Source organism: Eubacterium sp. LMAG:50, from assembly GCF_008680265.1.
Classification (GTDB): domain Bacteria; phylum Bacillota; class Clostridia; order Lachnospirales; family Lachnospiraceae; genus Eubacterium_U; species Eubacterium_U album.
In genome coordinates this window covers 228,328-244,286 of sequence record NZ_NALP01000007.1, presented here as the reverse complement: position 1 = coordinate 244,286, position 15,959 = coordinate 228,328, and the positions used below count along the sequence as shown (strand labels likewise).

Here is a 15,959-nt window from a genome sequence, read left to right as displayed (position 1 = left end):
TGACTAAAGGTGAGGGCAATACATATTATGTGAGGAGGTTTCCAGGTGAAAAGTAAACAACAAGTTCAAACAAAACAAACAAATTATAAACCTAAAAAACATAAATTTTCTAAGAGAGATTTACTGGGATGGTGCGTAATGCTCCCATCAATATTGTTATTCACATTCTTTGTTTGGGAACCGCTACTTGAAAGCGTGAGATTATCGCTATTTTCAGCAAAGGGAGTTCAGCTCCAGGAGTTTGTTGGGTTAGACAATTATATAACAGTAATTAATAACGTTAGTTTTAAAGCAGCGTTTCTAAACACATTTAAGTACATAGGATGGTCCTTGATTATAGGATTTTTTGTACCGATTATTTTGGCAATATTCATCAGTGAGACCGTTAGAGGAAAGAGCTTTTTCAGATTTGCAGTTTATTTTCCAAATATGATTCCGGGAATGGCTGTTTCACTTCTTTGGGTTTATTTCTTCAAACCGGGTCCTACAGGTGTTTTAAATATTTTACTATCTAAATGTGGTATAGAGCCACAGGTATGGTTAAACAATGCAGCGTTGGTTATCCCGTTGATTATTATAGCAATGACATGGAAAAGTGCAGGCTCCACATCCCTTATTTATATGGCGGGAATAAGTGGAATTAATCCGGAATATTACGAGGCTGCTGCAATTGATGGAGCGGGTGTATTCCAAAGAATTTTCCATGTAACTCTTCCTTGCATCTTAAGCTTAGGAAAGACAATGCTTATTCTTCAGGTTATTTCCGTATTCCAGATTTTATATGAACCATTAGTTTTGACAAATGGTGGACCAAATAATGCAAGTTTATCAATAATGCTTTTGGTTTACCAGTATGCGTTTACTGAATTTAATTATCCATGCGCAGCAGCGTTGTCAGTAATGATTTGTATAGTATTAATTTTGTTGAGTGGATTATATATGTACTTAACAAGAAAGAAAGATGATTAGGAGGAAAGGCTGATGTATTTTAATAAGTATGCAGACAAAACAGACGGTGCCATCAGAGGGTTTGACGTCAAGTCGACAAAAGTAAAAATAATCTGCCTATTCTTCGTGGCAGTATGTATCTTATTTGCAATAATTGCAATGTTCCCTGCAATATGGGTATTTTTATCAGGATTTAAAGATTTAAAAGAGTTAACAAGAGAAGCAACATTGTTCCCTAAATCGTTTAATTTTTCAGGATTTAAGGAAACATGGGATAAATTAAATTTCGGATTGTATTACAAGAACTCATTCATCATGGTTATTGGTTCAGTTATATGTGCAATTATTTTTAATGGAATTTTAGCATATGGACTTGCCATATTAAAACCAAAAGGATATCAGATTATAAATGGTCTTGTAATGTGGAGCCTCTTGATTCCTGCAACAACAAGTGTAGTTGCTTTGTTTGTAAATATTAACAGAATTGGTTTAAATAAATCATTTATTCCATTGTGGCTTGCATATGGAGCAAATGCCTTTTGGGTAGTTTTATTCAAAGAATTCTTTGAAGGGCTTCCACCTGAACTTATTGAAGCGGCAAGGTTGGATGGATGTAATGTAGTACAGGTATTTTATAAAATTGTATTACCTTTATCAAAACCAATCATTATGGTAATCGTAATTTTTGCGGTTACGGCAGCGTGGTCAGATTTCCTTCTTCCATATTTGATTTTAAATGGATCAGGAAAAGAAACAGTTATGGTTAAGTTGTATACATATTCAACTTCAAGAACAACAGCGATAGATATGATTAGAGCAATCTTCTTCTCGCTGATTCCACCTACAATTCTGTTTTCTATATTCCAGAAACAGATTACAGATGGTGCAGCCGGTGGGGCTGTAAAGGGTTAAGATATTTGGATACTAACATCCCCTTACGTTAGTAAAAAATATATTTGATAAAGATTATTTCTGTATAAAACTGACAGTAATAATCTGGAAATGATGTGTGCTGTCGGCAATTTCCTCCGTGGTTTAGAAAGACCATGTTTCTCATATTGTCGACAGCAGGAAAAGATGGAGAAGAATTATGGCGAAAATAGCAGATAAATATTTTAAAGTAGATTCTTGGAAAATAATTGAAGAGGGTTTTAATCCGAATTACGGAGAAGTATCAGAATCTATATTTTCATTAGGAAATGAATATATGGGAGTTAGAGGATATTTTGAAGAAGGATATAATGGACCAAAGTTAATCGGAAGTTATTTTAATGGAATATATGAAAGAACAAAGCCGGATTACGGACATTATAAAGGTATTGTAGATTTTACTGAATATATGGTTAATTCCGTTGACTGGTTATATACAAGAATATGTGTTGATGGGGAAGAATTAGAAATTTCCAAAGCAGATATCTCAGAATTTGTTCGTGAATTAGATATGCGAAATGGAGTATTAACACGTTCATTTATATGGAATTTATCAAAAGGTAAAAAAATAAAAGTTGTATTTGAAAGAATTCTTTCGATGACTGATGTACAGGTTGGTGCACAAAGAGTTAAGCTAACTGCATTAAATTTTGATGGAGATGTAGAAATAAAGTCAGGACTTGATTTTTCGAACCCGCATTGCATGCAGAAAATGAACATGTGGGAAATAAAAGACATATTATATAAGTCAGGAAAGAATGCATTTGCCGGAATAGAAGGTGAAACACTTCATACACAGCAAAGAGTATTTAGCGCATGTGCAATAAAAGCGGATGTGAATGAGTTTGACAATGTTAAGGAAGAAAAAAAGGCAGTTGTTAGATTTAATCTTTCATTAAAACAGAATGAAGAAAAAATATTTGAAAAGATAGTTAAGAATTTTACATTAAAGGAAGAAATAGAAAAAAATAAATTCCGTGAAGATGTAAAGGCAGTATATGAAGAATTTGAAACAGAAAAGGAAAATGACATAAGTGCTATGTCATTTAAACAGATAAAAGAAGATAGCACTAAGTGGTGGAAAGAAATCTGGGAAACATCTGATGTCACAATAGACGGAGATGAAGAAAACCAGCAGGGAATCAGATTCTGTATTTTTCAATTGTTCCAGACTTATCACGGTGCAGTAAAAGGCACAAATATTGGTGCAAAAGGATTAACAGGCGAAGCATACAATGGAAATGCTTTTTGGGATACGGAAACATATTGCTTACCGTTCTTCCTTTTTAATAACAAAGAAGCAGCTCAGAATCTTCTTTATTTCAGATATAAGACATTAGATGAAGCAAGAGAAAGAGCAAAGGCATTAGATTGTGAAGGCGCATTTTATCCAATAGCGACAATAAGCGGTAGGGAATGTTGTAATTTATGGCAGCATGCAAGTTTACAGCTTCAGGCATCTACAGCAGTTGCGTATGGTATTTGGTTCTATGAAAAACTGTATCATGATGAAGAGTTTATGACACAGTATGGATTAGAAATGTTGATTGAAATATCGAGAATGTTAGTTACCCGTGGTGATTTCTCACAGGATGGTAAATATGGTTATTACTGCGTAATGGGACCTGATGAATTCCAGATGATGGTTCATAACAACTGTTATACGAACTTCATGGGTAAATTCACATTAGATTTTACACTCAAAGTAATTGAAGATATTAAGAAAAATGATAAGAAGGCTTATGACGAAATAGTTGGAAAAATTAACTTCGATGAGTCAGAAATGGACAAATGGAAAAAAGTTAGTGAATGTATGTACATTCCATACTATGAAGATAGTCTTTTGTACGAACAGCATGAAGGATTCTTTAAACTTCCTCATTTGAATATTGATTCAATTCCAATTGAAGATTTCCCACTATATAATCATTGGTCTTATGACAGAATATATAGAAATGACATGATTAAACAACCGGATGTTTTAATGTTTATGCTTTTATTTAATTCTCATTTTACAGAGGAACAGTTAAAGGCAAATTATGAATATTATGAACCAAGATGTATACATGAAAGTTCATTGTCACCTTCAGTACATTCAATTTTAGCATCACAACTTCATAAAAAAGATGAAGCATATGATTTCTTTGGATTTGCTACAAGAATGGACTTGGATAACTATAACAGAAATACAAGAGAAGGTATACATACAACAAGTATTGCAGCAGCATGGATGAATATTATTTATGGATTTGGCGGACTTAGAACAGATGGAGATATTATTCATATTACACCTTCAATTCCACAAAACTGGAATAAGTACACTTTCAAAATCCATTATATGGGAGAAGTTATTGAAGTGATGGTTACTAAGGATAAAGTGGAAATCAGTACTAAATATGGCAAAAATATTTTAGTTCAGGTTTATGACGAAAAAATTGAACTTGGAAAAGAAGCATATATTTGTGACGTCAAATAAAAATAAATTTAATGCCGGGGCAGAATACAAAGTGTTTTGTCCCCGGACAAAATGGGAGGTAAATAAATGAATTGGGAGTTGACAGAAAACGGGTTTAATTCAGAAAAAATTGCTCATTTAGGAAATAAATTTCTGACAGGTAATGGATATATGGGAATTAGAGGCACTCTCGATGAATTTGATTCCCGGGATTTAGTAGCTGTTAATTTGGCAGGAATTTATGATCAGGTAGGTAATAGCTGGAGAGAACCGTTGAATGCTCCAAATGGTTTTTACAGTTATCTGATTGTTGATGGAAATGTTTTAAAGGTTCAGGATAATGCGCCTAAAGAACATTTTATAAAATTAGATTACAGACATGGAATATTTAAAAGACATACAGAGTGGACAACGAAGAGAGGAAACATTGTACTTGAATCAGAGCGCTTTGTAAGTATGGATGATGTTCATATTGGAGTAGAGAAATACAAAATTACGGCGGATTTTCATGCAGACATTAATTTTTTAACAGGAATTGATGGCGATGTATGGGACATTAACGGACCGCATTATGATGAAATTATTATGGATGAAGATGACTGTATAAGCATAGTTGGAATATCTCATGAAAAGAAATATCATGTGGCGGTAAGTGTAAGTGAAGATGAAAATTTCCCATGTGAAAAGAAGATAATATTAAAAAAAGAGGACAAAAAGATAATAAAATCATTAAATTTTGTCTCAGATATTAATAAGTGTTACGAAATTCACAGATTTATGGCAATTTATACATCAAAAGATTGTGAGAATCCTTTAGATAATGCAAAAGAAACGGCTATAAATATTAGAAATAAAGGATATTACGAATTGCGCGATGAACATTGTAAATGCTGGGAAAGCATTTGGGACAATTCAGAAGTGGAAATTGAAGGCGATGATGATGCGATGGAAGCATTGAATTATTCCTGCTATCATTTGAACAGCATTTCGCCAAGACATGCAGACAGTCTTTCCATTGCAGCCAGAGGATTATCGGGACAGACATATAAAGGTGCTGTTTTCTGGGATACGGAAATGTTTATTTTAGACTTTTTACTTATGACAAACCCAAAAGTAGCAAGAAATGTAATGAAATATAGAATTGATACTTTAGATGGTGCAAAAGAAAAAGCAAAAAGTTATGGCTATGATGGTGCATTTTATGCATGGGAAAGTCAGGAAGGCGGATATGACGCCTGCTCAGATTATAATGTTACAGACGTTTTTACAAAAAGACCGATGCGAACATATTTTAAAGATAAACAGATTCATATTTCAGCAGCTATTGTATATGGAATTGGCAGATACATAGACCTTACAGGTGATATGACAATTTTATCTGAAGGTGGAGCCGAAACAATAATAGAATGTGCAAAATTTTATTATGATTTACTGCTAAAGAAAGTGTCAGGCGGATATTATGAACTTCATGATGTTATAGGACCTGATGAATACCATGAAAGAGTTAATAATAACGGTTATACAAACCGAATGGCAAAATATACATTTGAACAGGCTGTTAAAGTAATTGATTCAATTGATGAATTAAACGAACAGTATGCAATAAAGTTGTGTAAAGAATATAACTTAAAACAATTAAAAGAAAAATTTGAAATGGCTGAGCGTAATATTTATATTCCACAGCCAAATGAAAATGGAATCATTCCACAGTTTGACGGTTATTTTGATTTAGAAGATGTAAGCGTAAATACTGTAAGAAGCAGACTCTTAGACCCTAAGGAATATTGGGGAGGAGCAAATGGAGTTGCAGCACATACACAGGTTATAAAACAGGCAGACGTAGTAACATGGCTTACAATGTTTCCGGATGATGTAAGTGATGAAATAAAACTCAAAAACTGGCAGTATTATGAGCCAAGAACAGAACATGGTTCTTCATTGAGCGCATGTATGTACGCTTTATTAGCCTGCAAATGTGGAATGAAAGAAAAGGCTTATCCGTTGTTTATGAAATCAGCTTCAGCAGATTTGAATGAGGGTGGAAAAGAATGGGCAGGACTTGTTTATATCGGAGGAACACACCCTGCAGCAGAAGGCGGAGCTTATATGGTGGCAATAAAAGGATTTGCGGGAATTTATTTTGAAGATGGAAAAATTAAAGCAAAACCTGATTTGCCAAAAGCATGGAAAAAAATGAGATTTCATATTTGTTATAGAAACAAAAAATACAAAATTGAAATAGAAGATAATAACGCAAATATTGTGGAAATATAGGAAATGAATACAAAGCAAAACAGTGCAAGTGTAGGATTTAAAATTTATATGACAATATAAGTAGCATTTATAAGATTGTTAGGATTCATTTGAAATCTCCTTAAATAAGAAAGAAGCGTTAGAAAATACTTCTAACGCTTTCTCTTTCTACAATAGAAGTTGGAAGTGATACTTCGCATGGATTAGGCATTCTGTGTTCTAACAATTCCAACATAAATTTAACGGCTGTACGACCTTTAAGGTCCATATCCTGATGAACAGTGGTAAGAGCCGGAGTTGTAATGTTACATATATTTAAATCGTCGAATCCTACTATTGATATATCTTCAGTAATACGAACACCTTCTTTATGAAGGTTAGCCATAATATTTCCTGCAAGAAAATCGGCAGTAGTAACGAGTCCTGTTATTTCAGGATGAGAAGATAAATATTTAGCGATATGTTTTGTATTTTCAAGGTCCATACCACATTCAAAAACAAGGGAATCATCAAATGGAATACCGGCTTCTGTAAGGGCAGCCTTATATCCGAGGAAACGCTCCATTAAAACGCCACCTTCTTTTATGTGAAGAGAGGCAAATGCAATTTTACGATGACCTTTGCTGATTAAATACTTGGTTGACTGGTTGCTTCCACCAAAATCTTCTAATCCGACATTACAAATGTTCTTTTCATGAACGTAACTGTCAACGAGAACGATAGGAAGCTTTTTAGCACAACTTGCAATGGCTTCAAAAAAGTCATCGCGGAAGATACCTGCTAAAAACAAACCGTCAAGATCCCATGTTTTTAAGAAAGCTTTAAACTGTTCAGGCGTCTCAACAGTACGCAACATTAAAAAATAACCATTTTCACGAAGAACCTGTTCGAGAATTCCGATAAATCGGGAAAGAAAAGGGTCTTCCATGAAATTTGAGTCTTTATTAGTAACAATATGGTTTACGAAACCAATAACTTTTGATGAACGTGAAACCAATGATCTGGCAGACATATTAGGTACATAACCTAAATCATCAATTGCTTTATTAATTTTAGCGACGGTTTCAGCAGAAACGCGACCGGTTTTTCCATTGATAACATTGGAAACGGTTGTTGCACTTACGCCTGTAGCCGAAGCAATATCTTTAATAGTAACCATATAATAAATCCTTTCTGTTTTTAGAATAGGTAAAACGTAAAACCTATATAGAAATAGTAACACTAAAATATGATTTTGAAAACAAAAAAATGTAAAGGAGAAGAGAAAAAATGAAGGGTGTAATTTTTGATTTAGATGGAGTTTTAGTTTCTACAGATGAACTTCATTATCAGGCTTGGAAAAAATTAGCTGATGAACTGGGAATTACTGAATTTAACAGAGAGGACAATATGCGACAGCGAGGAGTAAGCCGTATGGCTTCTTTGGAAATTGTTCTTGAAAAAGGTGATAAAACATATACACAGGAAGAAAAGATGGAGCTTGCAGACAAAAAAAACGGATATTATGTTGAAATGCTCCAAAAACTGGATTCAGGTGCTGTACTTCCGGGAGCAGTAGAAACTTTGAAAATGCTAAAGGAAATGGGAATTATGTCAGCAGTTGGTTCGGCAAGTAAAAACGCACCAATAATACTTGAAAGGACAGGTCTTGCACCTTATATCGACAAAATAAGCTGTGGATTAGATGTAACTAAATCTAAACCTGACCCTGAAGTATTTTTAGTGGCTGCAAAGAAATTAGGACTTAATCCGGCGGATTGTCTTGTAGTTGAAGATGCAGCAGCAGGAATAGAAGCAGCAAAGAGAGGCGGAATGAAATCCCTCGGTGTAGGACCGTTTCATGAAGAACTGGGAGCAGATTTTCATTCCAAAACACTTGCAACAGTAGAAAACTGGAGGGAAATTTTATGTTAAAAGGAAAGGAACAAAAAACAGGGGAAAACAATAATTCAAAGCCAATGGGCAAAGGATTTTTTGTAGTTGGATGTGTAATAATTTATTTCCTTATTGTAGGAATAGTAAGCGCGGCAATTCATTTGCCTGTAGCAATAACAAAAATTTCAGACAATAGTGAGATAAAAAAAGCCAAGGTTGTATTGTATGATGGACCTAAATCACTTAAAGATGCTACAGATGCTGATTTGGAAAAAGCATCAGAAGAAAAAAGAGATATTTCATTAATGCATTGTGTTGATACTAAAGTTGCGGTAAACGGCAAAGACTGTTATGTATACGATACAAATGTAAATAACACACATACATGGATGGGTGATTATATGCCGGCAGAAGACAGAACACCTATTACATATTTTGATTTTGAAGGAAAAGTTAAAATAACAGTTACAGTTCCTAATACAGATATTGAATATGTAAATATCAGACCATTAAAATATAACATTAAGCCGGAAATTAATACTAAAAAGCATACGGTGACATTTACAATTGACACACCGGATGCTTATACAGTTGAATTCAACAAGAAAGTAGAACGTGCAGTACATATTTTTGCAAATGAAATTGAAAAAGATGTTCCGGACAAAGATGCTGAAGGTGTTAAATACATTGGACCTGGTGAATGGAATATCGAAGATATGGTATTAGAAGATGGAGATACAATTTATATCTCAGGTGGAGCAGTTGTACATGGAGCAGTTACAGCATCATTTGCTAAAGATGTAACAGTTAGAGGAAGAGGCATTATTGATAATTCTAATTTAGAAGGTTGGAAAGGTACAAGTGCTACAGTTCCACTTAGATTTGATAACTGCCAGTACGTAACTGTTGAAGGAATTATTTCATTAAATGCAAATGCATGGTGCTTCCAGGGTTACAATTCAGTAGCTGGAGATATCAGTAATTTAAAGATTATTACAGCAAGACCAAATGGTGACGGAATTTCATTACAGTCATGTAAGAGTTTTGATGTAGAAAATTGTTTTGTACGTACATGGGATGATTCATTAGTAGTTAAGAATTATGATGTAAATTCAAACAATATCAAGTTCAAAAATGTTCAGGTTTGGACAGATTTGGCACAGTCAATGGAAATAGGTTATGAAACAAATAAAGGTGACAAAGAAAACTCGACAATTGAAAATGTTACATTTGAAGATATAACAGTACTTCATAACTTCCATAAGCCGGTATTGTCAATTCACAATGCAGATAATGCAGCAATTTCTAACGTGACTTATAAAAATATTGTAGTTGAAGATGCATGCATGGGACTTGGAGATGGAACAAAAGAATTAATTGATTTACAGGTATTAACAAATTCAGGATGGTCAACAACTTCTGACAGAGGAACTATTTCAAATGTTACAATTGACGGCTTTAAGGTACTTTATGGAAATGAATCACTTCCTTCACAGATTAAAGGATTTGACGAAGAACATGGTATTGATGGAGTTTCAATTTCAGGATTAAATATTAAGGGTAAAGATATTAAATCATTTGAAGATGGTGAATTTGAAGTAGATGAAGACACAGTAAAGAATGCGGAAATAAAGTAGGAGGAGCATTATGAAGAAAAAGTTTATAATTATAATGGGATGTCTTGCCGTAGTATGTGCAGTAATGTCAGCTGTTGTAGCTGTAGGCAATTCATCAGTAAAAATGTCAAATAAAAATTTGACGGTAGTAACAGCTCCTGACCAGAAGGAAGCGATGGAGAACGATGCTTTTAAGGAAGAAGAATATGTTGCACCTGAAATTGATGGTACAAATGTGGCGTTAGATGGAAGAGCAGATGCAAATGGATTTAATGATGTTTATAGAGCACCGAATATAATTGATGGCAGCAGATTAACATACTGGGAAGGTTCTCCAAATGAAGATAGCCAGATTGTTTCTGTAGATTTGAAGAATTCATATACAATTCATACAGTTGTAGTTGGATTAAATCCGGCTCAGATTTGGGGAAAGAGAACTCAGACATTTACAATTGAAGCAAGTGACGACGGACAAAATTATACAGAAGTAATACCATCTACAGATTATGATTTTGATCCAAAGACAGGCAATCAGGTCGTTATAGACATTGATAATGTTAAAATGCAGTACATAAGACTGACGTTTACAAAGAACACAGGTGCAGTAGCAGGACAGATAGCTGAACTCGAGGTTTATACAAACGACAAATAAAATTGTGTGCAGTTTAAAGAGTTTAATTAAATATAATGTGTTTAAAAGATACTTCGCGTAGAACCAATATATGTTGAAATATAATTTGAAACACAGCAAATAAAAAGAATCATACTTGTTATTATCGGTTTATATGAAATAAATCTGATAAAAGTATGATTCTTTTTTGTTTAAATAGTACAGGTTCATGTTTAAGAATCAGCAGAATGTTCTTTATGTTTGAATACATTGTCAGACTAAATTTAAGAATCAGCAGAATGTTCTTTATGTTTGAATACATTGTCAGACTAAATTTAAGAATCAACAGAATATTCTTTAAATTTAAACGTATTGTCAGGAACACACTTGTTAATTAGTTTTATGTATGCTTTAGACATACTCTTAGGTACTTTAAATTTGGCTCTAACATATATTTTTGCGAAAGCCTTTTCTCCTATAGAATCTAAAGTATTGCTCCTTATTTTAACATATTTTAAATTTGAAAGCTTGTAGAAAGCCTTTTCTTCGATTGTATTAACGCTATCTCCAATAATAACTTCTTCAAGTTTAGTACAGTTTACAAAAGCCTTTTTAGGTATAATCTCAACTTTGTTTCCAATTTTTAAATGCTTTAATTTTGTTAAATTATCAAATGCTTTTTTAGAAAGTGTTGTTACATCAAAAACTCTTCCCTGAAACTTAATAGTTGATGGAATTTCTAAAGACTTAATACTATAGTCTTTAACTCCTTCAAAAGAAACAGTTGAATTTGATAAAATTTTGAAATTATAACCATCAACTTCACAAGTTTTATTAACAGAGGATTCAACCTCAAGTGAACCGTCGTACCAGTCAATTTCATTAAATGACATTGCATTTTCAAATGAAGTTACAGTTGGTTTTTCTCCGCCGTATTTTTTATACCAGCTTGATGGATATAAAACATTTTTGTTATAGTGAGTTAAACTTGTGCCTACATCTGAGGATTCATTTTTTCTAAGCTTTCTGCAAACGACAACAGTTCTATAATCGTGTACTTCATATGAGCAAGTGGATAACATTAAAAGTGAATCTTTTTCATTTATATCTACAGGACATTTATAGGATGAACGAATCTCTATCTGATATACAAAATTTAAAAATTGTTCCTTTGTCTGAAATGTACTTTGTAGATAATTGAATCCGTCGCTGCTTTTGAAATCTCCTGCCACTCGCATATATCCTATTATTTTCCACTTGCTCTCTTTATATAAGGTGTCAAATGTAATTACCGGATGTTGTTTGTAAAATTCAATATCTTTATATTTTAACAACTGATGAAACATCATTCCTGTTGAATCCATATTGTGTCCGTGTATTACAAGATTTTTTGAGCGAGGTTTGATTTTTGAATTGCTTTGTATGTAAAGACAACCATTTTTATCACGACCACCTTCAAAATCATGCTTTAAATAAAATTCTGAGTTGCCGGTTGACTGCATTACCGGATAATCGATATTAGTTCCGGGAACTTTTAACCAACCTCGTATGTCCGAGTTTATTTCCAAAAGCTTTGAAAACTTTAATAATATTCCATCAGCTCCCTTGGCACCTTTTTCATATGATTTGTCCAAATTAATGTCAACAGGGGTATTCTCGGACGAATCGTCATCTATAACTTCATTGTTGCCGTCAGATTCAGGAGAATCTGAAACTGAATAATATAATGATTTATATTTATTGTTAAGCTGTTTGGAATGATAAGGCTGTATGCCTAAGTAATAAATCAAAAAAATAACGCATCCAATTAACAATAAAACAGAACAAATCATTACCGTAAGTCTGATTTTTTTCTTGCTTTTAATACTAATCATAAATATCTCCTATTGGATTTGGAAAAGTAAAATAAAGATAATAATGACAAAATATATTTATTTAATTTTCATTATAAAGAGTGTTTAGGGGGGAGTTTAAAATAGTGTTGAAATATAAAAATGCTTTCGGATTGTTCTGTATTATGTAACAGGAAAATCCACATTTAACTTTAAAATAATTATAATTGTAATAATAAAAAAAAGCAATAAAACATAAAATTAATAGTAGGAAATAAAGTCAGGTTATATATTGGTAAAACCGTTCCCAAAACAAAGCAGAAGACACAAGCGTAAACATAAAAAATATAGACATAAAATACAAAATAATTGACAATTGAAAGGTTTTTTTGTGCAATAATAATAAAAAAATGGGTGGTTTTTGGTTAAAACGCACCCACCAAACAGATTGACAAAGGCATGGTGCCATGTTAATATTAGTTTAACGTTAAACGGATGTGGGAAAAGTGATTTATTGGGGTGTGTCCGGGGGGACAATTTTCAAAAAAATCTTTTATTTTACCCAGGAAACAAGAAACAATTAAATAAGTGAAAATCTTTAAACCGTTACAAGTTTAACGTTTAACTTATTCGAAGAAAGGAAGAGGTAGAGAAATGAAAAAAACATTTAAAAAGTTATTAGTTATGGTAAGCGCTGTTGTTCTTACATTTAGTATGAATGTAGCAGCTGCAGAGGATATTGTGTTGAATGATAGTGGAAGTCCATTTATTAAATCGTTTGATCCAGGAACAAGTGGAGAGTACAAGTATTTAGGATATGCTTACTGTTTTGAAGTAGGACCTGAATATAAATATTTACAGATTACATATACAGGTGATCCTACAGCATTTGATGAATTAAGATTAGAATTTGTAGTTAACTCAGACCCATCAGAGGAAAAGAAATTAACTCCTGTATGGTTCAGAGAAAATGACGAAGGTACAGTTAGAACAACAGACGGCGGATTAGTTCCTAATCCTTCAGATAAAGAACAGACAGCAGTAATCGATTTAGAAAAATCAGGAATTGACTTATCAACAGGTATCAGAGCGTTCCATATACATGATACACCTGGTAAAGGTAAGTTTACAATTACAGATGCAAGATTAATGACTAGTGCACCAAAGGGTGGAGCATCAGCAAGTGCAAGTGATGTTAAATCATCATCAGATGATAAGAAAGCAAGCAGTGATTCAAAATCAAGCTCAAGCACAGAAAGTAAGAGTTCGGATTCATCTTCAAGCAAAGACAGCTCAGCATCATCAGCTTCAGCATCTTCATCAAGCGATAGCTCAGAATCAGTAGGAGGTGGAGCAACAGCAGCACCTACAACAGGTTCAGCAACATATCCAATTGCTATAGCTATAGGAGGTATTGTAGTAGCAGGCGCAGCATTAGTTGCATCAAAGAAAATGAAAATCCAGTAGTTTTAAGAAAGGAAGAAGGTTCATATGAGATTAAAGAAAATTAGTAACAAAGCAATTGCTTACGCATGCGTCGGAACATTGGCGGTAAGCAGCTTGGCAGGGGTGAACTTTGCATCAGTAAAAGCGGATGAAGAGAGCGGAACAGAAGCAGAAGTTAATTCGTATAAGGAAGTTAGTATTCCATGGATGGTTAAGGAATATGATCCGGGCACAGATGGTGATTACAAATATCTTGCAGGAATTGATCTTGCAGCACTAGAATTGACTAGTGATTATAAATATTTACAACTCACATATACAGGCGATGCTACGGCATTTGATGCTTTAAGATTTGAAATGGCAGGAGCAGATGGCTCTTTAGGAACATATTGGTTTAAGGAAAACCCACAGGGAACAATTAAGACATCTGATGATACATTAGTTGCAGATCCTTCAGAAGAGGAACAGACAGCAGTAATTGATCTTGAAAAATTAGGAATTAGTGGTGCAGACTTAATTACTACGATTCATATGCATGATTCACCGGGAAATGGTAAGTTTACAATTAAGGAAGCTAAGTTTACAAACAGTCCAAAAGAAGTTAAGTCGATTAGCATTCCATGGATGGCTAAAGAATATAATCCTGGAGAGGGAGAAGGATATCAGTATCTTGCAGGAATTGATCTTGCTGACCTAAATGTAACAAAAGATTACCAGTATTTACAGTTATCATATACAGGTGAATCTACATCATTTGATGAACTTAGATTTGAAGTAGTTGGAACAGATAAAGGATTAGGAACATTCTGGTTTAAAGAAAATCCACAGGGAACAATTAAGACAGTAGATGACACATTAGTTGCTAATCCAACAGAAACAGAGCAGACAGTTGTAATTGACCTTGCAAAATCAGGAATTACAAATGCTGAAGGAATTGCTACAATCCATATGCATGACACAAAGGGCAAAGGCGCATTTACAATAACAGATGCTCAGTTTACAAACACACCATTTCAGGTAACTAAGACACCGGTAGAACCTGAAGAAACAACTCCAGAGGAAACAACACCTGACAATAATGGGGAAACAACACCGGAAACAACAACAGAAAAAGTAATTGCAGATGGAACAAATGACATCATTTTAAATGGTGATGACCAGGGCAAGAGTGCTATGATTGGAACTTACTCAATTAAGAAAGGCTCTGTAGAAAAACCAAATTACAAATATCTTGGATGGGCAACATTTAAAGACTTTGCAAACGAATCATACAAATACTTAAAGATTACATATACAGGTAATATTAAATTACTTAGATTTGAATTTGAAGGCAAAGGTGGAGAAAAACAGGGACCATTCTGGTTTGATCCTGAACAGGCAACTCATTTTGTAACAGAAGATGGTAGTGCAATTCCACTTGTTGGAAACAACACAACAGTAGTAATTAATCTTGCTAAATCAGGCGTTGATATGAGCAAATATAATTCAGGTGTACATATGCACTGCTCAGCAGAAGACGAAGATGTAAATATTTCAATTACAGACGCAGTGTTATATGGTGGAAAGAAGAGTGAACCACAGCCAACAACAACTGCAGCACCAACAACAAAACCAACAACTGTAGCACCAACAACAACTCAGGCAGCAAAAGTTTCAGTTGGAAAGACAGCTGTTAAGAGTGCAACAAAGAAGAAATCAGCAAAGAAAGCTTCTGTAGTACTTAAGAAAGTTAAAGGGGCAAAAGGATATCAGGTTAAAATTTCTACATCTAAGAAATTTAAGAGTAAAGCAACAAAGACAATCACAACTGCAAAAGTTAAATTTGTTGTTAAGAAATTAAAAGCAAACAAGAAATACTATGTTAAGGCTAGAGCATACAAAGTAGTAAACAAGGCTAAAGTTTATGGTAAATGGTCAGCAGTTAAACAGGTAAAAAATAAATAATAATAACAGTTAATTACTAGAAAGCCCTCACGTAATAAACATGTGAGGGC

Annotated in this window: 11 protein-coding genes; 9 read left to right on the top strand and 2 right to left on the bottom strand. The window is 33.7% G+C overall.

The features are described 5' to 3' along the window. The first annotated feature begins 45 nt into the window (after positions 1 to 45). The 4 genes from CCC31_RS06390 (at position 46) to CCC31_RS06375 (ending at position 6,607) form a co-directional block, all read left to right on the top strand. A complete protein-coding gene (locus CCC31_RS06390) occupies positions 46 to 969 on the top strand; it encodes a sugar ABC transporter permease (protein WP_022088830.1) in 924 nt (307 codons plus the stop codon). Positions 970 to 981: 12 nt separating this feature from the next. Further along, complete coding sequence (locus CCC31_RS06385; protein ID WP_290850382.1) at positions 982 to 1,860, top strand: carbohydrate ABC transporter permease; 879 nt, start codon at positions 982 to 984, stop codon at positions 1,858 to 1,860. Positions 1,861 to 2,038: 178 nt separating this feature from the next. Beyond that, positions 2,039 to 4,354, top strand: a complete 2,316-nt coding sequence (locus tag CCC31_RS06380) for a glycosyl hydrolase family 65 protein (protein WP_290850380.1) — start codon at positions 2,039 to 2,041, stop codon at positions 4,352 to 4,354. 66 nt (positions 4,355 to 4,420) lie between these two features. Then, positions 4,421 to 6,607 (top strand): glycosyl hydrolase family 65 protein, encoded by a 2,187-nt coding sequence (locus tag CCC31_RS06375; RefSeq protein WP_118564939.1) that lies wholly within the window; start codon positions 4,421 to 4,423, stop codon positions 6,605 to 6,607. Between the two features lie 118 nt (positions 6,608 to 6,725). Here the strand turns inward: CCC31_RS06375 and CCC31_RS06370 are convergent, their stop codons facing one another. Beyond that, entirely contained in the window at positions 6,726 to 7,745 is a 1,020-nt protein-coding gene (locus CCC31_RS06370; protein WP_290850376.1) for a LacI family DNA-binding transcriptional regulator, read from the bottom strand. 110 nt (positions 7,746 to 7,855) lie between these two features. Here CCC31_RS06370 and pgmB point away from each other — a divergent pair, with 110 nt between their 5' ends. From pgmB to CCC31_RS06355, 3 genes are read left to right on the top strand one after another with little or no spacing between them, the layout of a single operon-like run. Then, positions 7,856 to 8,500: a beta-phosphoglucomutase gene (pgmB, locus tag CCC31_RS06365; protein ID WP_290850373.1), complete on the top strand. Its 645-nt coding sequence runs from the start codon at positions 7,856 to 7,858 to the stop codon at positions 8,498 to 8,500. After that, entirely contained in the window at positions 8,494 to 10,098 is a 1,605-nt protein-coding gene (locus CCC31_RS06360) for a glycosyl hydrolase family 28 protein (RefSeq protein ID WP_022088836.1), read from the top strand. The genes pgmB and CCC31_RS06360 overlap by 7 nt, the downstream gene beginning before the upstream one ends. A gap of 10 nt (positions 10,099 to 10,108) precedes the next feature. Beyond that, positions 10,109 to 10,729 carry a discoidin domain-containing protein gene (locus tag CCC31_RS06355; protein WP_118564940.1) on the top strand — a complete coding sequence of 207 codons (621 nt, stop codon included), beginning with the start codon at positions 10,109 to 10,111 and terminating at the stop codon, positions 10,727 to 10,729. A gap of 293 nt (positions 10,730 to 11,022) precedes the next feature. On the opposite strand, the gene CCC31_RS06350 is transcribed toward CCC31_RS06355, so the two are convergent. Next, positions 11,023 to 12,561 carry a leucine-rich repeat protein gene (locus CCC31_RS06350; protein ID WP_290850369.1) on the bottom strand — a complete coding sequence of 513 codons (1,539 nt, stop codon included), beginning with the start codon at positions 12,559 to 12,561 and terminating at the stop codon, positions 11,023 to 11,025. A gap of 612 nt (positions 12,562 to 13,173) precedes the next feature. Between CCC31_RS06350 and CCC31_RS06345 the strand changes: the two genes are divergently transcribed. After that, positions 13,174 to 13,986, top strand: coding sequence for a hypothetical protein (locus CCC31_RS06345; RefSeq protein WP_290850367.1), 813 nt, complete (start codon positions 13,174 to 13,176; stop codon positions 13,984 to 13,986). A gap of 24 nt (positions 13,987 to 14,010) precedes the next feature. Further along, complete coding sequence (locus CCC31_RS06340; RefSeq protein ID WP_178515181.1) at positions 14,011 to 15,909, top strand: hypothetical protein; 1,899 nt, start codon at positions 14,011 to 14,013, stop codon at positions 15,907 to 15,909. Positions 15,910 to 15,959 lie beyond the last annotated feature (50 nt).

Bases quoted from the DNA above. Each gene is read 5' to 3' on its own strand.
- CCC31_RS06385 (WP_290850382.1), top strand. From the start codon at position 982: ATGTATTTTAATAAGTATGCAGACAAAACAGACGGTGCCATCAGAGGG.
- CCC31_RS06380 (WP_290850380.1), top strand. From the start codon at position 2,039: ATGGCGAAAATAGCAGATAAATATTTTAAAGTAGATTCTTGGAAAATA.
- CCC31_RS06375 (WP_118564939.1), top strand. From the start codon at position 4,421: ATGAATTGGGAGTTGACAGAAAACGGGTTTAATTCAGAAAAAATTGCT.
- CCC31_RS06370 (WP_290850376.1), bottom strand. From the start codon at position 7,745: ATGGTTACTATTAAAGATATTGCTTCGGCTACAGGCGTAAGTGCAACA.
- pgmB (WP_290850373.1), top strand. From the start codon at position 7,856: ATGAAGGGTGTAATTTTTGATTTAGATGGAGTTTTAGTTTCTACAGAT.
- CCC31_RS06360 (WP_022088836.1), top strand. From the start codon at position 8,494: ATGTTAAAAGGAAAGGAACAAAAAACAGGGGAAAACAATAATTCAAAG.
- CCC31_RS06355 (WP_118564940.1), top strand. From the start codon at position 10,109: ATGAAGAAAAAGTTTATAATTATAATGGGATGTCTTGCCGTAGTATGT.
- CCC31_RS06350 (WP_290850369.1), bottom strand. From the start codon at position 12,561: ATGATTAGTATTAAAAGCAAGAAAAAAATCAGACTTACGGTAATGATT.
- CCC31_RS06345 (WP_290850367.1), top strand. From the start codon at position 13,174: ATGAAAAAAACATTTAAAAAGTTATTAGTTATGGTAAGCGCTGTTGTT.
- CCC31_RS06340 (WP_178515181.1), top strand. From the start codon at position 14,011: ATGAGATTAAAGAAAATTAGTAACAAAGCAATTGCTTACGCATGCGTC.